The following is a 17,519-nucleotide window of genomic DNA, read 5'->3' as shown; positions in this document are numbered from 1 at the left end:
ATCACCCAGGTCCGCTCCGGCGACCAGGAACTGACCCGCATCACCGGCGCCCAGGCCCCCTCCGGCATCCCGGTCACCATCCCCAAGCCCGCCGCGGACCGCCCCCGCACCGGCAGCCCCTCCTCCTCCCGCGGCCGCCGCAGCCGCAACGCCCAGAACCGGCGCACCGACCGCACCCGCCGCGCCCCCGGCCAGCGACAGTCCACCCCCGCCACGGCGGCCTAGGAGCTGCTCGGCGCCGCCACTCCCGGGTAGCGGAGACGGCGAGAGACGACACCGGAACAACGAGGAGGGCCCTGCCGGCACACGCCGGCAGGGCCCTCCTCTCGTATACCTCAGTGACGCGTACGTCTCAGTAACGCGTACTTCTCAGTGGTCGGAGTAGCTGAAGTCGCCCACGGTCCAGGCGCTCACGTCCTGGATCGCGACGCGGTACATCCCGCCCGTCTCCGGGATCCCGATGCTGCCCTGCAGGATGCGGGCGACATGGAAGTGCAGGTGCGTGGGGGCCGTGCCGCTGTCGGGACGGTTCTGCGCCCCGTCGGTGGTGAAGATGCCGGAGAACGGGCCCAGGCGCTCCGAGGCCGACAGGACCTCCGACACGCGCTGCCGCCACAGGGCTTCAGGGGCCAGTCGGCCGGTGATGACCGCGCTGCTGGTGACGACGGTCAGGGGCATCTGATTGGTCTGCTCGGACTCCACCATGGTGGCGATGTCGACGAGCAGCACGTCAGGGTTCGACATGAGAGCCGATTCTATTCAGCGGCTCGCGGCCGCCCGACCGGGCCCGCTCCCACAGGCGGCCGCTCCCGCGAGCCGGACATACGTCGTCGTCACGGGCCGCAGACTACCTCCGCCACAAGAACGCTGAAATCTATGCTCGCCGGAGTAGACATTGCCCCATCACATGGCTAAGGTTTCTCTCGTAGCCATCAGTCGAGCGAGACCCGGCAGAGACGAACTGGCGGGTAGCAGTACATGAGGTTCAGTAGCTGAAGTTCGCAGGACGGTGTGGCCGCGGAGTTCCGAAGCCGGGCGTTATGCAGGATGGCGACGGAGCTGGCAGCCGCACTGGGTGGCCCGCAGGCTGAGGGGCCACCAGCAGAAGATGCAGTAGTGATTCAGAGGAAGAACGGAGGAAGCAGACGCCATCAGGATCGCCCGGTCCGAGAAGGATTCGGCCCGGGTACCGCAAGACCCCGGAATGGAAGGTGGTCCCCGGTCACGCAGCCGCGATCCCCGCGCTCCCGCCCTTCTCGAGGGCCGAGTAGCGGAAACAGAAGGTCGGCGCAGCAGTAAGGCCGACAGATGGTGTTGAATTTCCTTCGGGGCCCTGGTGCCGTACGGCACCAGGGCCCCTCGACGCATTGGTTCAACGAGGTGAAATGACAGCAGATACCCCGCTCAGTGGTCGGCTGGACGACGACGACTACCCTGCGTACACGATGGGACGGGCCGCCGAGATGCTCGGCACCACTCCCGGTTTCCTCCGCGCCATCGGCGAGGCGCGCCTGATCACGCCCCTGCGCTCAAAAGGCGGACACCGCCGGTACTCCCGCTACCAGCTGCGGATCGCCGCCCGCGCCCGTGAACTGGTGGATCGGGGCACCCCGGTCGAGGCCGCGTGCCGCATCGTCATCCTCGAGGACCAGCTCGAAGAGGCCCAGCGCATCAACGCCGAGTACCGCCGCGCCGAAAGCGCATCGAACGACAACACGAACTGAACTACTCGTGCTCGGTGAACGCGGCGACCAGTACGTGGGCCGTGTTGTTGTCGGAGTCGGTCCCGTGGGCCTCGGCGCTGCGGGGGAACATGGCCTGCTCGTATGCGGTGAGCGCCGCCTCGATGTCGTCGGGGTGCGCGGCGAGGGCCTTGCCGAGTTCGGCGCCGTCGAGCATGGCCAGGTTGGCGCCTTCGCCGTTCGGGGCCGAGAGGTGGGCGGCGTCGCCGAGCAGGGTCACCCCCGGCACCCGGTCCCACCGGTGCCCGGCCGGCAGCTCGTAGAGCGGGCGCAGGACCGGTGCGATGTCGCCGTCGGTGATCAGCGCGGTGAGCTCGGGCGCCCAGCCGTCGAACTCCCGCGCGATCCGCGCGGCGGCAGCGGCGCCGTCGGTGAAGTCGATGGCGGCGAACCAGTCCTGCGGCTCGGACAGCCCCACGTAGGCGTGCAGGGTGTCGCCCCTCTCCCGGTGAGCGAAGATCTCCCTGCCCGGCGTGGGCACGATCATCGACCCGCCGCCGACCGTCTTCGCGGCGACCGGGTGCCGGGTGTCGGCCTCGAACAGGTAGGTCTCGACGACCGACTTGCCGGTGTACTCGGGTGTGGCGGTGGAGAGCAGCGGCCGGACCCGTGACCACGCGCCGTCCGCGCCGACCAGCAGGCCGGTGACGACGGTGCGGCCATCGGCGAACGTCACCTCGTGGCGCCCCTCGCCGAGGGTACGGGCGCTGCTGACCTTGTGCCCCCACTGGACGGTGCCGGCCGGGAGTGAGTCCAGCAGGATCTGCCGCAGCTCGCCGCGCTGCACCTCGGGGCGTCCCCCCGTGCCGTCGTCGGCCTTGTCGAACAGGACGGTCCCGTCCGGGTCGAGGACCCGCATCGCCTGGCGGCCCTCCAGGATGAGGCCACGGAACTCGTCCATCAAGTCGGCTGCTTCGAGGGCGAGTTGTCCGTTGTAGTCGTGGATGTCGAGCATCCCGCCCTGCGAACGCGCAGCCGGGGAGGGCTCCGCCTCGTAGACCGTGGCCGGTATTCCGTGGACGTGCAGGACGCGGGCGAGCGTCAGGCCGCCGAGCCCGGCGCCGATGATCGTGACGTCAGTGGTCATGGGGGCTTACTCCCTGGTCGGGACCGCTGGGCGGACGCCCGGCAGGTCACGCCGGGAGCGCCGTTCCAGTAAGTCGGGACGATGCGTTACTGGTGGCCGGTGCCGTTGATGACCGGCGCCCACCAGCTCCAATGTCCCTGCAGTCATCGGCAGATCACCGACAGATCACCGACCACGCCGACAACCGCCCGACATCGGCGCCACCCCCACAGCTGCGCCCGCGGTTGCCGGGTTTCCGGGTCAGGCGTGGTCGGCCCGGTGCCTGCGTTCGCGCTCGGCCAGCGGGAGGGGTGCCTCGTCCAGACCGCCGACCGATCCGCTCGCCATGCGTGCGCACGTCCCGCGGCAGGCGAGCAGCTGCCTGTCATCGCGGTAGGAAACCACCACCGCCTCCGGGGCCGACGCGCTCCGGTAGTCGGTGCCGCAGATGAGGCACGCCAGTCCGGAGAGCATCTCGGCGGTCGGTTCGGGGCGGCCGCGGCGGCGGCCGAAGATCGAGTCCTGTGAGTACATGCGTCCCGCATCCTCTTGCTCGGTGTGATCGGTTCAGGGCGTGCATGAGGCGCCGGAATGCCTTTCGGCACACCCGGGAACAAGGAAATCCGCTACCGCGGGGCGCGGAACGGGATACGGAAGACAGCGCGACGAGGTGAACCAAGGGGCATGGTGCGGCTCTTTTCCGGCCGGACAGGATACGCTCCGGCCTCTGCCGTTCCCCGAGGGCGACGCCGACACGGATGACGGCATACGAGGTGCGCTCGGTGCCGCAACCGTACTCCCCTCCGGAGCTCAAGGAACCGACCGGCGGATGGAGTTCACCGCCGGCCAGGGCCCCAAGGGCAGGCAGGCCGACCAGATCAGCGCGCTCTGAGGGCTCTCCCTTCCGAGGCAGCGCCCATGCACGCCGAAAGGAACACTGTGACCAGCGACATCGACGACCGGGGCACCGATCCCGCGGACCACGCCGAGATGACCCGACCACCGCCCGCCGGCCGGGGCAGCGACTACGCCGCCCTGTCCCGCGAGGTGAAGCGGAGCGGGCTGCTGAAGCGGCGCCCTGGCTACTACTCCGTCAAGGTCGGGACGAACCTGCTCCTGCTGGCCGCCGGATGGACCGCGTTCGTCCTGATCGGGCAGTCGTGGTGGCAGCTGCTGACCGCCGCCTTCCTCGCGGTGATGTTCACCCAGACCGCCTTCATCGGGCACGACGCCGGACACCACCAGATCGCCGCCTCCAAGCGCGTCAACAACCTGCTCGGGCGCGTGCACGCCGACCTGCTGATCGGCCTCAGCTACGGCTGGTGGCTGGCCAAGCACAACCGGCACCACTCCCACCCCAACCATGTCGACCGCGACCCCGACATCGCCGACGGTGCGATCGCCTTCACCGAGGACCACGCCCGCGTCCGCCGCGGCCCGTACGCCTGGCTGGCCCGCCACCAGGCGTGGCTGTTCTTCCCGATGCTGCTCCTGGAAGGACTGGCCCTGCACGTCGCCGGCGTACGAGCGCTGCTCGACCGCACCGGTACCGCGACCTCGCGGGCCGCCAAGCCGGCCGAGGCGGTACTGCTGACGGCGCATCTCGGTGGCTACCTCGCCGCCCTGTTCCTGGTCCTGTCCCCCGTCCAGGCCGTGTGCTTCCTCCTTGTGCACCAGGGGCTGTTCGGGCTGTACATGGGGTGCTCGTTCGCCCCGAACCACAAGGGCATGGCCCTCTTCGCCAAGGACGACAAGATCGATTTCCTGCGGCGGCAGGTACTGACGTCACGCAACATCCGTGGCCACCGGTTCACCGACTTCGCGCTCGGCGGGCTGAACTACCAGATCGAACACCACCTGTTCCCCTCCATGCCTCGGCCCACCCTGCGCCATGCCCAGGAACTCGTCCGCACGTTCTGCGTCCGGCACGGCATCGCCTACCACGAGACCGGGCTCTTCAGCTCCTACGCCCAGGTCCTGCGGCACCTCCACGCGGTCGGCGGCCCGCTGCGCCCCGAACTGGAATACTGATCGCCGGTCCGCTGCCGTAAGCCACCCTCGGCCCCACGCCCGCGGTGCGCCCGGGATGGACGGGTCCGCGGGCCGGCCGGCGCCCGTCCGGCGGGTGTGCGGCCGGAGGCGGGTCGGGCACGGCTCGGACGCACGTACACTCGGCCCATGGGTCGTACACGTGCCGTGAAGGGATGCCTGCAGCAGGCCAGACGTGCTGCGCTCCCCACGGCCGCGCGTAGCTCGGTCCGCACCCGGGCGACCGTCGCTGATGCCGAGGTGCCCGAGACCCGGCTCATCGCGTTGCACGGCCACGGCTAGCGGCGCTCCGCGCCCGCTCCCCAGGGCCCTTCCCCACCCTTCCCCTCGCTCGCCGGCCTGCCACGATCACGGCAGCTCCCGTTCTGCCGCTGCCGCGCCGAGCGTTCGCGTCCGGCTCCCGCCGGGCACGTACACCGCCCTGTGATCCACGTCATCACCGCAGCGCCCGGCGCACCGCCGGCGCTGTCGCCTTGCGCCGCCCGCACGACGGGCCGCGCATCCTCGAAGGGATCATTGTGAAGCTGAGCGAACTGCTGGCCGGGCAGGAGCACCACACGCTGCGCGGCGACGCCACCACGACGTGGATCACCGCGGGGGTGGCCTTCGACGCCGACCGGGTGGCACCCGGATCCCTGTACGTCGCCGTGCCCGGCCACCGGGCGGGCGGGCCGGAAGCCGCGGCACCGGCCCTCGCCCGGGGCGCGGCGGCGGTGCTCGTCGACGCCCGGTCACCGGCCCTTCCGGATGCGGTGTGGGCGTCGGGGCCGGGCGCCTGCGTCATACGGGTGCCGGACGCCCGGAAGGCGGCCGCGGTCGTCGCCTCCCGCTATTTCGGCGAGCCGGGACGGCGGATGGACGTGGTGGCCGTGACCGGCACCAACGGGAAGACGTCGGTGTCGTACATGGTCGAGTCGGCGCTGCGGCTCTCCGAGGGCGCGGCGGTGGGCGTCATCGGGACGGCCGGCAGCCGGATCGGCAACGAGCAGATCCCGATGCCCCCTTCGGTGCTGACCACGCCGGAGTCGCCCGACCTGCAGTACCTGCTGAGCCGTATGCGCGACCGCGGTGCGGGCAGTGTGGTGCTGGAGGCCACCTCGATGGGCCTGCTGACGCACCGGGTGGACCGGACGTTCATCGACGTCGGTGTCTTCACCAACCTGACGCAGGACCATCTGGACGATCACGGCACGATGGCCAACTACCGGGACGCGAAGCTGCGGCTGTTCCAGGGCTTGTGCCGGCAGGCGGTGGTCAATGCCGATGACCCCGTGGGGGCCGACATCGTGGCGATGATGCCCGACGCGGTCACGTACGCCCTGGACGCCGCGGCGGACTACCGGGCCACCCACCTCGACGTGGATGCCTCCGGCACCCGGTTCACGCTGCACCACGACGGCCGCAAGTATCCGGCGGCGATACCCGTCCCGGGCCGGTTCTCGGTCGCCAACGCCCTGGCCACCGTGGCGGCTTGCCACACCCTGGGACACGACCTGGGCGGACTCGTCGCCGCACTGGACCGGATGCCTCCCGTCCCCGGCCGCCTGGAGCGGTTCAGGACGCCGCACGGCGCGTCGGTGATCGTGGACTACGCGCACTCACCGGATTCCCTGCACAAGGTCCTGACCACCATCCGCGGCTTCGCCCGCGGGCGGGTCCTCACCGTCTTCGGCTGCGGCGGCGACCGGGACACCACCAAGCGGGCCGAGATGGGGCAGATCGCGGGCACCCATTCCGATCTGTGCGTCCTCACCTCGGACAACCCGCGCACGGAAGATCCCGAGGCGATCCTGGACCAGATCGCACCCGGCCTCACGGCCACCGGCACCCCTTTCGAGCGCCTCGCCGACCGCCGTCAGGCGATCGCCTTCGCGCTGTCCGCGGCGGACCCGGGCGACATCGTGCTGATCGCCGGGAAGGGCAGTGAGCCGCACCAGATAGTCGGTGAACGCCTGCTGCCCTTCAGCGATATGGCCACCGTGCGCGAACTCGCCTGAGCCGGGGCCGGAGCCCGGACGAGCCGGGCCGCAGAGCCCGGATCCCCGGCCGTGGGCGGCCTTACGCCGTCCCGCCGGCCGGGCGGGGACCGGTGCCCCGCCGAGCCGCCGGGTGACGTCGTCGGCCGCGCCGCCCGGCCGCGTGTACCGCCGGCCGCGCCCGGACCGATTCAGCTCACGGATGTGGGGTCCAGGGGCACATCAGCGCAGCTCATCGAGTCTGCGCGGAGGCCTGCGGGACCGGCTTGCGTTGAGCCGCTTCCATGTCCGAGAAGGATGCGTGCTCGTCCTCGAACAGGAGACTCTCGTCCTCCTCGAAGTCCGGAGCCTGGAAGGGGGCCGTCGTCGGAGGCAGCGAGGCCGGAGCGGCACGCCGGGGCGCCACTTCCGGAGCGGAGAACAGCGAGGTCAGGTCGATGAGAGGTCTCCCATTCATGGCAAGGACATAAGGGGTCCAACGTGCTGTGACCGGGCATAGCGGCTTTACAGCTTGCTCATTTTGGCGTACGGACTCATGATCCGTTGCTGCGCCGAAGTGAAGTCCACTAGCACCGCGATTCCGTCCTCGATGCCGATCACGTGGCCGAGGCCGTACACGTCATGTGTGACCCGGTCGCCCACGGCGAACTGCTTGAGAGGCAGCGTAGCCGGGGCCTTGAAGGGACTGGTAGGCAAATGCCGCTTCTGTGCGGATGGCTTTGTCATTGCCACCAGTATGCGCCTGACTCGCCGGGTCCATCGCGCTGCGAGCGGAACGCACCGAGCGCCGCGGGCCACAGCGAGGGCGCGGCCGGGGGCGGCACCGTGCCGGAATGATCTATTCCGGTGTCCTCGGCTCGGCTCGGCTCGCGCCGCCGACCGGAGGGTTCCAGGAAATCGACGGCCGCCGCGTACCGCCGTGGGAGTACGGGACGTGGCCGGGCCGGTCCGGCCGGCGTCGAGAAGATGGCACCGGATCGTGACCAAGTGCGGCAGCTGAAGCCGCGAGGTCGCGAGGGGGGCGGCCGGACGGGAACTGGAGTTCGCTGAGCCGGGGCCCAGGTCACGCGGCGCGGGTCAGCGCGCCTTCTCCGCCGGTACGAGGATCGCCACGCACTCCACGTGGTGCGTCATCGGGAACAGGTCGAAGGCCTGGAGGCGGCGGGGGACGTAGCCGGCGGCGGCGAAGTAGGCGAGGTCGCGGGCGAGGGCGGCCGGGTCGCAGGCCACGTAGGCGATGCGGCGGGGGGTGAGGGAGGCCAGGTGCTGGACCGTCTGCTTGCCGGCGCCGGCGCGGGGCGGGTCGAGGACGACGAGGTCGACGTCGCTGATGCCCGTGCGGGGCAGGATCTGGTCGACCTTGCCGTGCTCGATGCGGACGCGGTCGACGTCGGCGAGGTTGTGCCGGGCGTCCTCCACCGCGCGCTTGCCGGACTCGATGCCGAGGACGGCGCCCTTCTCGCCGACCCGGTCGGCCAGCGCGCCCGCGAAGAGGCCGACGCCGCAGTACAGGTCGAGGGCCATGTCGCCCTTCTTGGGCATCAGGCCGCGCATGACGGCCTCGACGAGGAGGTCGGCGGCCTGCGGGTGGACCTGCCAGAAGCCGCCGTTGCCGACGCGCCAGGTGCGCTCGGCGGCGCGTTCGCGGACGAAGGGGCGGCCGTGGACACGGTGCACGCCCTTGTCCTTCTCCCCCACGCGCATCACCGAGACCGGCTTGTCGAGCTCCACGATGGGCAGGCGGCCGCCGGGCTTCGGGGTGAGGATGACCTGGCGGTCGTGCGAGCCGGAGGCGGCGATGGCCTCGACGGTGGCGATCTGGGGCCACTCGCGCTTCTCGATGCCCAGCTCGGAGACTCCGGGGGCGGCGATCATGCAGTGGTCGATGGGCTGGACGTCGTGCGAGCGGTGCTTGCGGAGGCCTACGTGGCCCTCGGCGTCGATGGCGTACTGGACGCGGGTCCGCCAGGCCGGTACCTCGCCGGCGGGGACCTTGTCACCGGGTGCCGGCACGACCGTGCCGTCCCAGCCCGCCTCCTCGGGGGTCAGGCCCGCGAGGTGCTGCAGCTGCTCGGCGATGACCTCGCCCTTGAGCCGGCGCTGGGCGCCGGGCTTCGCGTGCTGCCAGTCGCAGCCGCCGCAGCGGCCGGGGCCGGAGAAGGGGCAGGGGGCCTCGACCCGGTCCTTGGAAGCCGAAAGGACCTCGACGGCGTCGGCACGGAGGAAGCGGGCGCCCTCCTCGCCATCGGTGACCTTGGCGATCACTCGCTCGCCGGGGAGGGCGTGGCGTACGAAGAGGACCTGGCCCTCGTCCGTACGGGCGACGCAGTGGCCGCCGTGGGCGACGGGGCCGACCTCGACCTCGTACTCCGCACCGACCAGGGACTTCCGCTCGGTGCCGGCCTTGGGGTTCTTCGCTTCTTCCGGCATGGCGAGTGAGCTCCAAAAAACGTGGGGTGGTGCGGCGGGACAACAGCCTTCAAGTCTACGTCCCACCGCACCACCCCACCGACCACCGGGGCGAGCCCCGGCCGGGGGTCCGGGGGTTGTCCCCCGGGAATTACCGCTTCGTGGCCGCCTTCTCCTTCTTCGGCGCGGCGACCGGGCCGCGGCGGACCGAGCCCGGCGCGTTCCACTCGGCGCGCTTGCGGGCGCGGACCTTGGCGGCCTCGGAGGAGTCCAGCTGCCAGGGGACGGAGGTGACCATGACGCCCGGGGTGAAGAGGAGCCGGCCCTTCAGGCGCAGCGCGGACTGGTTGTGGAGCAGGTGCTCGTACCAGTGGCCGACGACGTACTCCGGGATGAAGACGGAGACCGCGTCGCGCGGGCTCTCCTTGCGGAGCGACTTCACGTACTCGATGAAGGGGCGGGTGATCTCGCGGTACGGCGAGGCGAGGACCTTCAGGGGGACCTCGATGCCGCGGCGCTCCCACTCCTCGCGCAGCGCCTTGGTCTCGGCCTGGTCGACGTCCACGCTGACCGCTTCGAGGGAGTCGGAGCGCATCAGCTTGGCGTAGTTCAGGGCCCGCAGGGTCGGCTTGTGGACCTTGGAGACCAGGACGATGGAGTGCACGCGGGAGGGGCGGGCGACCTCGTCGTCGGGCGAGTCCGCGGCGGCGATCTCGTCGGCGACCCGGTCGTAGTGCTTACGGATCGCGGTCATCGTGACGTAGAAGATGACCATGCCGAGCAGCGCGACCCAGGCGCCGTGGCTGAACTTCGTCAGCAGGACGACGACCAGCACGAGCCCGGTGAAGGTGGCGCCGAAGGCGTTGATCGCGCGGGAGCGGTGCATCCGGCGGCGCTTGGCCTGGTCGTTCTCGCCGGCCAGGTGGCGGTTCCAGTGCCGGACCATGCCGATCTGGCTGAGCGTGAAGGAGACGAAGACGCCGACGATGTACAGCTGGATCAGCCGGGTGGAGTCGGCGCCGTAGATGTAGACGAGTATCACGGCGGCGCCGGCGAGCAGCACGATGCCGTTGGAGAACGCGAGGCGGTCACCGCGGGTGTGCAGCTGGCGCGGCAGGTAGCGGTCCTGCGCGAGGATCGAGCCGAGCAGCGGGAAGCCGTTGTACGCGGTGTTCGCGGCGAGGAAGAGGACCAGCGCGGTGGCGGCGGCCAGGATGACGAAGGGCGCCGTGCCGTCGCCGAAGACCGCGGCCGCGACCTGCGAGATGACCGGGTTCTGGGTGTAGCCGGCGCCGACCGGGTGGCCGTTGTGCAGCAGGTCGGTGGCCGGCTTCTCGGCCATCTTCACGCCGGTCGTCATGGCCAGCACGATGATGCCGCAGAACATGGTGACGGCCAGGCCGCCCATCAGCGCCAGGGTCGTGGCGGCGTTCTTGGACTTGGGCTTGCGGAAGGCGGGCACGCCGTTGGAGATCGCCTCGACGCCGGTGAGCGCCGCACAGCCGGAGGAGAACGCGCGCAGCAGGAGGAAGACCAGCGCGAAGCCGGCCAGGCCGCCCTGCTCGGCGTGGATGGTGTAGTCGGCGGTGGGGGCCTTCATGGTGTCGCCCATGACCAGGCCGCGGAAGGCGCCCCAGAGGATCATGAGGAAGACGCCGGCGACGAAGATGTACGTCGGAATGGCGAAGAGCTTGCCCGACTCCTTGACGCCGCGCAGGTTCATCACGGTGAGCAGCGCGATCATCGCGATGGCGCAGAACGTCTTGTGCTCGACCACGAAGGGGATCGCCGAGCCGAGGTTCTCCACTCCGGAGGAGATGGACACGGCGACGGTGAGGACGTAGTCGACCAACAGCGCACTGGCCACGGTCAGGCCGGCCTTGGGGCCGAGGTTGGTGTTGGCGACCTCGTAGTCGCCGCCGCCGCTCGGGTAGGCGTGCACGTTCTGCCGGTACGACGCCACGACCGTGAACATCAGCACGACGACCGCGACCGCGATCCAGGGGCTGAAGTGGTACGCCGACACGCCTGCCACGGACAGGACGAGCAGCACCTCCCCCGGCGCGTACGCCACGGAGGAGAGCGGGTCGGAGGCGAAGACGGGGAGTGCGATGCGCTTCGGGAGAAGGGTCTCTCCCAGCTTGTCGCTGCGCAGTGCGCGCCCGATCAAGATGCGTTTGGGCACGTCGGTCAGTTTGGACACGCAGAGGATGCTAAGCCTTCGTCAAGGCCGTCGCCCACCCGCCACCCATAGGGGCAAGGCACCTGCCGGGGGATGCCGCCCGACTGGTCCGCACGGCCGTCCGGGGGTGCCGCCGGGGGTACGGAATCCGTCGTTCCGCGGTATCGGGCGGCGGGACGCGGACCCGCTCCGCCTCGCCCGAACGGCGGAACTGCCTGCCCGGAGCGGGGTGTCCACACCCTCACCCCCGTCGAGGGTGGGGACAACCGATCCGCTGCGGGCGGCCCGGCGGGCGAGCAGACCCCTGATGCTGCGCCGCCCGCCGTGCACCCGCCGGTGCGCCCCGATGGTGGCATTCGCCACGGCCTCGGCACATTGCCGGTTCCCGGCAATCTTTACGCGATTTTGATGGCTCACCGACCGGCACTTGCCCCGCCGGACGGCCCGCAGAAGGCCGGTGCGGACCGGACGTCCGGGGGAACTACAGCGGCCGGTCCGGCCAGCCCAGCACGCGCGCGCCCATCGCCGCCGTCTCCAGGGTGTAGCGCTGCAGCCCGTCGGCCGGGTCGTAGCCGGTCAGCTCCTTGATGCGGGCCAGCCGGTAGGAGAGGGTGCGCACGCTGACCTGGAGCCGGCGGGCCGCCTCGGCGTTGACGTACGCCGTCGCCGCGCAGGCCCAGATCGTCTCCAGCAGCGGCCGCGCCCCGCCCCGCCCCTCGGTCAGCGGCCCCAGCACGCTGCGTACGAGGTCGGCCATGGCGGCCCGGTCGCGCAGCAGGACGGGGAAGACCAGCAGGTCGGCCGCGTGCAGCACGGGCTCGGTCAGCTCCAGCTGGGTCGCCAGCTCCAGCGCGCCCAGCGCCTCTTCGTACGAGGTGACCACGCCACCGGCGCCGGCGTGCGGCCGGCCGAGCGCGACCCGGTGCGCGCCGCGCCCGCCGGAGCCCGGGGAGCGGGCGTACTTCGCGAAGGCGTCCAGGGCGCCGTCCCGGCCGCCCGCCGCCACGCACACCAGCCGCCCGGCCTTGGTGGCGATCAGCACGTCGCGGTCGCCGAAGCGGGTCAGCAGCTCGCGCTCCACGCGCCGGGCCACCGGGTGCAGGTCGTCGAAGCGCTCCGGGCCCTCCGCGACGGCCACCGCGTGCTCCCCGGCCAGCCGCAGCCCGAAGCGCTCGGCGCGCTCGGCGAGCCGGCCCAGGTCGCTGCGCCCGTAAAGAAGGTCGTCGACGAATTCGCGGCGGGCCGCCTCCTCCTGCCGGACCGCGAGCCGCTGCGCGCGCTCGTGGCCCTCGCCGAGTGCGGCGACTGCCGCCTCGACGGCCGCGAGCAGCGCGTCGCCGGTACGGGCGCCCTCGGTGGCGCCCGCGGCCCGCGCCACACCGGGCAGCGAGCTCCACAGCCGACGGGTCTCCCCCAGGTAGCGGCCGACCAGCTCGCGCAGGCTCAGGCCCTCCTCGGCGGCCCGCTCCCCCAGCTCGCGCAGCACGTCCAGTTCCTCGCGGCGGAGCAGCCGCCCGGTCCGTGACACCTCCCCGAGGAGGCCGGCGTACTCGCCGAGGCTGTGCGGTTCCGCTGTGCCGCGCTCCACCTGTTGTGCTCCCTGCTCCTGCTCGTCCCGGCGCCCGTCGGGCCGGTTCCGGGGGCTTCGTTGCCGACTCCCGGACACCGGGACGCTATCAATCCTGCCGGATCCCGGCAGATCCGCTCCGCGGGTTCCCGGCGGGGCGCGGGCGGCGGCCGAGCAGCTCGCCCAGCCCCTCGCGGGTGGCTGCGATGACCACGCGGTCCTGGGGCCGCAGGACGTACCCGGGCGGCAGGTCGCGGACCAGCCGGGCCGGCTCCCAGCGCTGCCCGCCGTGGGCCGGCATGGTCTCCGGGTCCTCGGCGGGGTCCTGGGACGCGCCGATGTTGACGGCCACCACCCGCAGCCGCCCGGCCCGGAACACCTCGTCGGCCCGGCGGCCCACCAGCTCGGTCTGGCCGCGCACGTCGACATGGGCGACGAGCAGCAGCCGGCGCTCGACGGGGACGGCGCCGAGGATCTGGCGGCCCATCATGGCGCCGGCGAAGGCGGGCGCTGCCATGAAGGAGACGCTGCGGCTGCGGGTGACGGCGGTGGGGTGGGCGGCGCGCAGGGTGCGGTAGACGGCGGTGGCGAACCGGTCGTCGAAGAGCCGCAGCGTCACCCGCAGCTGCGGTTTGACCGACCTGGCGTACAGCGACGCCTCCAGGTTCGTGCCGTCTTCGCTGGTCAGCGCGAGGAGGGTACGGGCGCGGGCGATCCCGGCGGCCTCCAGCACGCCGTCCTCGGTGGCGTCGCCCAGCACGGTCGGCACCCGCAGCCGGCGGGCCAGCGGGATGCCGCGCGCGTCGGGGTCCTCCTCGACGCAGACGACCGGGACGCCCAGCTCGCGCAGCCGGGCCAGGACGCGGGTGCCGACCTTGCCGAGGCCGAGGAGGACGACGTGGCCGGAGATGCCGCGCGGCGGGCGGCGCAGCGAGGCGGCGCTGCGGAAGGTGCCGAGCGCTTCGAAGGCGGCGGCGACCAGGACGGGCAGCAGGAGGAGGCCGGTGAGGCCGGACAGCAGCTGCAGCACCTTGCGGGCCGGGCCCTCGTGGATCGCGGGTTCGTTGATCGCGAAGAGGTCCAGGAGGGAGAGGTACGCCGCGTGCAGCGGGTCCTCGCCGGTGGCCAGCGTCGAGACGACGGCCAGGGTCAGTACGGTGCCGACGAGGCCGGCTATCGACCAGCGCAGCCGCCGTGAGAAGAGCGAGCCGAGCGGCGCGCCGCGCCCCACGAGGCGGCGGGCCGGCGGCCGGCGCCCGCGGTAGGAGACGGTCTCCAGCTCGACGGTGGCGCGGCCCGCCGCGGCCGCCGCGGTGGCGTCGTCGGGCAGCAGTGTCGGCCCGTCGTCGTCGGCCGCGTGCCGGTGGCCGGTGCGGCCGCCGTGCCGGGAACGGCCCGGGGGCGGGACCGGCGCCGGGCCGCCTTCGTGCGCCGTCTCGTCCGAGGCCGAGGGGGAGAGCAGGGCGAGGGTGGCGAGGCCGCGGCCGGCGGCGCGCGGCGATGCGGGCGCGCCCGGGGTGTGCTCAACGGCCCGCAGCAGCAGCCCGTCGACCTCGATGACCTTGCTGGTGCCGGCCACGGCCGTGGCGGTGAGCGCGGGCGCGACCGTGTCGGCGTCGGAGAGGACGGTGGTGGAGGCGTCGATGTCGGAGGTGTCGGACCAGACGACGGCGGCGGCCTGGTCCAGCAGTTCCTCCAGGTGCTGGCCGAGCCGGCGGTTGTAGAGGCGGATGACCAGCCGGAGCCGGGGGTTCATGCGGCGGGCGCGCAGCGCGGCGTGGATGTTGGTCTCGTCGTCGTCGTAGACCAGGGCCAGCGCGCCGGCCTCCTCGACGCCCGCTTCGGTGAGCGTCTCGTCGTCGGGCTCGGGCGCTTCCAGTACGCGTACCGGCCCGGCCTCCTCCGCGGCGTCCGGCGCGGCCAAGCCGTCGGCGGGTCTCGCGTCGTCCGGGGCGTTCGTGCGGCCGACCGCCGCCGTCATCCGGCCGAGGAACGCGCCGGCCCGGCCCAGGCCGCCGCGGGCGGGCTGCGGGACGCGGGGCCCGCGCGGGTCGCGTACGGAGGGCACGACGAGGGTGACCCGCTCGCGGTAGACCTCCCGCAGCTCGACGGCGAGCCGGTGGGCCAGGGAGTCGTCGCCGCACACCACCATGTGCGGGGTGCTCGGGGCCGGTGGGGACTGCTGAGGCACGGGTGACAGTGAGGACACGTCGCCCAGCATGCCTCCCGAAGATCACGAAGGCACGGCACGGCCCGGCCTCCGGGCCCCGGCAGCGGTCCCGGGAACCTCCGCAGCCACTGCCGGATTTCCCGTACGCGGTTCTCGTGCGGGCTGACACGATTTCTTGCCGGTCTCGCACTGAATTCCCCCGCACTCGGACAATGCAAGCTGTCCGAATGCCCGCTTGAAAGGCCCGGCACCGGGCGCGGATGCTGCATGCGATGCCCTAGCGGCACATCGGCGGCAGTGGACGAAAGGGCGGCGAGCCATGCCCGGCACGCTCAAGGACCAGAAATTCGATGCGCTCTTCGAGATGTTCGACCGGGAAGGCCAGGGATATCTCACGCGGGAGCGGTTCTTCCGTTTCGCGGAGGGAATAGCGGGGCTGCCCCCGCGGGGCGACAACGCGAACGCGGCGGCGGTCCGTGCGGCCTTCGAGAAGTGGTGGAAGCTCCTGGTGCCCTCCGGGGGATCCAGCCAGGACACCCGGATCGACCGGCAGGAATTCGTCGCCCGTATGGGGTCCCTCGTCTCGTCGCCCGCGAATCTCGACGACGCAGTACTGGCCGTCCCCGACGCCTTGATGCGCGCGCTGGACACGGACAGGAGCGGGACGCTGAGCCTGGCGGAGTACCGGCGTATTTACACCCACGTCGGCGTGGACGCCGAGCACTGCGAGGAGGCGTTCCGCCGGCTCGACAGGGACGGCGACGGCGCCATCAGCCACCAGGAATGGCGGGACGCGCTCCAGGAATTCTTTGTGAGCGACGACGCGGACGCGCCGGGGAACCAATTGCTGGGGCCGCTGCGGCCGCCCGCCGGCTGACATGCCCGGGCGCGGCGGGGAATCCGGCACGGCGTACCGGGATCCGCTGCACGATCCCGTCCGGCAGGCGGACGACATGCTCGCCCGCGCGCTCGACCACTGCCTGCGCCACCAGCAGGAGGACGGCGGCTGGCGGACGCCGCCCGACCCGCGCGTCACGGAGACCGCCCTGGCCTGCCTGGCCCTGTCCCGGGAGGCCACCCCGGCGGCCCGGCGCGCGGTCCGCCGGGCGCGCCAGTGGCTGCGCACCGCGCGCCCCCAGACGCACCATTCGCTCGCCCGGTACGCGGAGACGCTGCTGGCCGGTCTGGCCTGCGACAGGGCCGACGGACACCACCCCGCCGCCGAGGCGTTCAGCGGCCCGGTCTTCGCGCCCCGGCTCCGGCTGCTGGCCGTGCTGCGGGCGTGCGCGCAGCGGGTGGCGCCGGAGGCGGCCGGGCGCGAGCCGGTCACGGCGGCCGGCCTGCGGGCGCTCCGCGCCGGCCTGCGCACGGCGGTGGACGGGGCGGGCCGCTCCCGGCTGAAGTCGTGGGCGCTGGTGGACCTGCTGGCCGAGCACGCGCTCGTCGAGCGGTACTTCGGTGACGCACAGGACGCGGAAGCGGCCGCGCGGCGCCTCGCGGACCTCCAGTCGCCGGACGGCTCCTTCTACGGGAACGTCCTGAGCACATCCCTCGCGCTGCTCGCCCTGAACGCGGTCGTCCCGACCGGCACCGCGCGGTACCGGGCCCGCGGCCACCTGCTCACGGCGCAGCACCCGGACGGTACCTGGCGTTTCCTGACCACCGACGTGTGGGACACCCAGCTGACGGTACGGGCGTTCCGGGGCGAGCCCGACTTCGACGTGCAGGGACTCCCCCGCGCGCTGGAGTTCCTGCGCGCGGCCCAGCGGCCCGACGGGGGCTGGCCGTGCCGGCAGGGGCTGGAGTCCGACAACGACACCACCGCGGCGGTGCTCATCGCCCTCGCCGGCCTCCCGGAGGCGGCGGACGCGGCGCGCCGCGCGCTCGGCCACCTCGCCGAGCAGCAGAGCGGGGCGGGCCTGTGGTCCACCTGGCAGGCGGCGGGCGATCCGCCGGCCCCCGACGTGGTCGCCCATGCCGTCACCGCCCTGGACCGCTACCGCGGCCGGCACCGCGTCCCCACCGGCGCGGCCCGCCGCTGGCTCGGCGCGTACGCAGGGCGCGCCTGGTCCGCCGGCGACGGCTGGGCCGCGAGCTGGTACCGCGGCGCCCCCTACGCGGTGTGCGAGATCGCGCCCGCGCTGCCGGCCGGACACCGCGCGGTCCGCGCCGAGCTGGACCGCCTGGCCGCGGCGCAGCGGGCGGACGGCAGCTGGCCGGGGCGGCCGGAGATGTACGGCCCCCGCCCGCTGCTGAGCCACTGCCCCACGCAGACCCTGGCCTTCACCACCCTGGGACTCACGGCGGTCCGGCGCGCGCTGCGCGGCCCACGGCGAGGAGAGTGGTGACCGGCCCCGC

General features: G+C 72.6%; 14 protein-coding genes and 1 pseudogene. 6 read left to right on the top strand and 9 right to left on the bottom strand.

Features of this window, described 5'->3' with window-relative positions; genetic code table 11:
- Positions 1-225: pseudogene (locus ABT381_RS21500) on the top strand (DEAD/DEAH box helicase); the annotation flags it as partial.
- A gap of 144 nt (positions 226-369) precedes the next feature.
- On the opposite strand, the gene ABT381_RS21495 reads toward ABT381_RS21500, so the two are convergent.
- On the bottom strand, positions 370-744 hold the full coding sequence (locus ABT381_RS21495) for a hypothetical protein (RefSeq protein WP_351596605.1): 375 nt from the start codon (positions 742-744) through the stop codon (positions 370-372).
- Positions 745-1,385: 641 nt separating this feature from the next.
- Here ABT381_RS21495 and ABT381_RS21490 point away from each other — a divergent pair.
- The gene (locus ABT381_RS21490; protein WP_351596602.1) at positions 1,386-1,724 is read left to right on the top strand and encodes a helix-turn-helix domain-containing protein; all 339 of its coding nucleotides are present in this window, start codon (positions 1,386-1,388) and stop codon (positions 1,722-1,724) included.
- A 1-nt stretch (position 1,725) separates the two neighbouring features.
- Here the strand turns inward: ABT381_RS21490 and ABT381_RS21485 are convergent, their stop codons facing one another.
- Both ABT381_RS21485 and ABT381_RS21480 read right to left on the bottom strand, forming a co-directional pair.
- Positions 1,726-2,829 (bottom strand): FAD-dependent oxidoreductase, encoded by a 1,104-nt coding sequence (locus ABT381_RS21485; protein WP_351596599.1) that lies wholly within the window; start codon positions 2,827-2,829, stop codon positions 1,726-1,728.
- Positions 2,830-3,069: 240 nt separating this feature from the next.
- On the bottom strand, positions 3,070-3,342 hold the full coding sequence (locus ABT381_RS21480; protein WP_351596596.1) for a hypothetical protein: 273 nt from the start codon (positions 3,340-3,342) through the stop codon (positions 3,070-3,072).
- Positions 3,343-3,798: 456 nt separating this feature from the next.
- On the opposite strand from ABT381_RS21480, the gene ABT381_RS21475 reads away from it, so the two are divergent.
- Both ABT381_RS21475 and ABT381_RS21470 read left to right on the top strand, forming a co-directional pair.
- Positions 3,799-4,839 (top strand): fatty acid desaturase family protein, encoded by a 1,041-nt coding sequence (locus ABT381_RS21475; RefSeq protein WP_467754707.1) that lies wholly within the window; start codon positions 3,799-3,801, stop codon positions 4,837-4,839.
- 536 nt (positions 4,840-5,375) lie between these two features.
- Positions 5,376-6,854 carry a UDP-N-acetylmuramoyl-L-alanyl-D-glutamate--2,6-diaminopimelate ligase gene (locus tag ABT381_RS21470; RefSeq protein WP_351596611.1) on the top strand — a complete coding sequence of 493 codons (1,479 nt, stop codon included), beginning with the start codon at positions 5,376-5,378 and terminating at the stop codon, positions 6,852-6,854.
- A 211-nt stretch (positions 6,855-7,065) separates the two neighbouring features.
- Here ABT381_RS21470 and ABT381_RS21465 read toward each other — a convergent pair whose 3' ends face one another.
- The 6 genes from ABT381_RS21465 to ABT381_RS21440 all read right to left on the bottom strand — a co-directional run bounded on the left by ABT381_RS21465 (position 7,066) and on the right by ABT381_RS21440 (position 15,212).
- On the bottom strand, positions 7,066-7,290 hold the full coding sequence (locus ABT381_RS21465; RefSeq protein WP_351596590.1) for a hypothetical protein: 225 nt from the start codon (positions 7,288-7,290) through the stop codon (positions 7,066-7,068).
- A gap of 47 nt (positions 7,291-7,337) precedes the next feature.
- Positions 7,338-7,559 carry a hypothetical protein gene (locus ABT381_RS21460; RefSeq protein ID WP_351596587.1) on the bottom strand — a complete coding sequence of 74 codons (222 nt, stop codon included), beginning with the start codon at positions 7,557-7,559 and terminating at the stop codon, positions 7,338-7,340.
- Positions 7,560-7,910: 351 nt separating this feature from the next.
- Positions 7,911-9,263, bottom strand: a complete 1,353-nt coding sequence (locus ABT381_RS21455; RefSeq protein ID WP_351596584.1) for a class I SAM-dependent RNA methyltransferase — start codon at positions 9,261-9,263, stop codon at positions 7,911-7,913.
- A gap of 130 nt (positions 9,264-9,393) precedes the next feature.
- Positions 9,394-11,445: an APC family permease gene (locus tag ABT381_RS21450; protein WP_351596582.1), complete on the bottom strand. Its 2,052-nt coding sequence runs from the start codon at positions 11,443-11,445 to the stop codon at positions 9,394-9,396.
- A 460-nt stretch (positions 11,446-11,905) separates the two neighbouring features.
- Positions 11,906-13,012, bottom strand: a complete 1,107-nt coding sequence (locus tag ABT381_RS21445; protein ID WP_351596580.1) for a PucR family transcriptional regulator — start codon at positions 13,010-13,012, stop codon at positions 11,906-11,908.
- Positions 13,013-13,100: 88 nt separating this feature from the next.
- Positions 13,101-15,212, bottom strand: a complete 2,112-nt coding sequence (locus tag ABT381_RS21440; RefSeq protein WP_467754693.1) for an NAD-binding protein — start codon at positions 15,210-15,212, stop codon at positions 13,101-13,103.
- Between the two features lie 268 nt (positions 15,213-15,480).
- Between ABT381_RS21440 and ABT381_RS21435 the strand changes: the two genes are divergently transcribed.
- Both ABT381_RS21435 and ABT381_RS21430 read left to right on the top strand, forming a co-directional pair.
- Entirely contained in the window at positions 15,481-16,038 is a 558-nt protein-coding gene (locus ABT381_RS21435; RefSeq protein ID WP_351596578.1) for an EF-hand domain-containing protein, read from the top strand.
- Between the two features lies 1 nt (position 16,039).
- The gene (locus ABT381_RS21430) at positions 16,040-17,509 is read left to right on the top strand and encodes a prenyltransferase/squalene oxidase repeat-containing protein (RefSeq protein WP_351596575.1); all 1,470 of its coding nucleotides are present in this window, start codon (positions 16,040-16,042) and stop codon (positions 17,507-17,509) included.
- Positions 17,510-17,519: the final 10 nt, after the last annotated feature.

This window comes from Streptomyces sp. NPDC000151 (assembly GCF_040301705.1).
In the GTDB taxonomy this organism is placed as follows: domain Bacteria; phylum Actinomycetota; class Actinomycetes; order Streptomycetales; family Streptomycetaceae; genus Streptomyces.
Note: the sequence above shows the minus strand (reverse complement) of the source record. Positions and strands in the feature narration are given on the sequence as shown.

Excerpts from the sequence above, each read along its gene's own strand:
- ABT381_RS21495 (WP_351596605.1), bottom strand. The coding sequence starts at position 744 with ATGTCGAACCCTGACGTGCTGCTCGTCGACATCGCCACCATGGTGGAG.
- ABT381_RS21490 (WP_351596602.1), top strand. The coding sequence starts at position 1,386 with ATGACAGCAGATACCCCGCTCAGTGGTCGGCTGGACGACGACGACTAC.
- ABT381_RS21485 (WP_351596599.1), bottom strand. The coding sequence starts at position 2,829 with ATGACCACTGACGTCACGATCATCGGCGCCGGGCTCGGCGGCCTGACG.
- ABT381_RS21480 (WP_351596596.1), bottom strand. The coding sequence starts at position 3,342 with ATGTACTCACAGGACTCGATCTTCGGCCGCCGCCGCGGCCGCCCCGAA.
- ABT381_RS21475 (WP_467754707.1), top strand. The coding sequence starts at position 3,799 with ATGACCCGACCACCGCCCGCCGGCCGGGGCAGCGACTACGCCGCCCTG.
- ABT381_RS21465 (WP_351596590.1), bottom strand. The coding sequence starts at position 7,290 with ATGAATGGGAGACCTCTCATCGACCTGACCTCGCTGTTCTCCGCTCCG.
- ABT381_RS21460 (WP_351596587.1), bottom strand. The coding sequence starts at position 7,559 with ATGACAAAGCCATCCGCACAGAAGCGGCATTTGCCTACCAGTCCCTTC.
- ABT381_RS21455 (WP_351596584.1), bottom strand. The coding sequence starts at position 9,263 with ATGCCGGAAGAAGCGAAGAACCCCAAGGCCGGCACCGAGCGGAAGTCC.
- ABT381_RS21440 (WP_467754693.1), bottom strand. The coding sequence starts at position 15,212 with ATGCTGGGCGACGTGTCCTCACTGTCACCCGTGCCTCAGCAGTCCCCA.
- ABT381_RS21435 (WP_351596578.1), top strand. The coding sequence starts at position 15,481 with ATGCCCGGCACGCTCAAGGACCAGAAATTCGATGCGCTCTTCGAGATG.
- ABT381_RS21430 (WP_351596575.1), top strand. The coding sequence starts at position 16,040 with ATGCCCGGGCGCGGCGGGGAATCCGGCACGGCGTACCGGGATCCGCTG.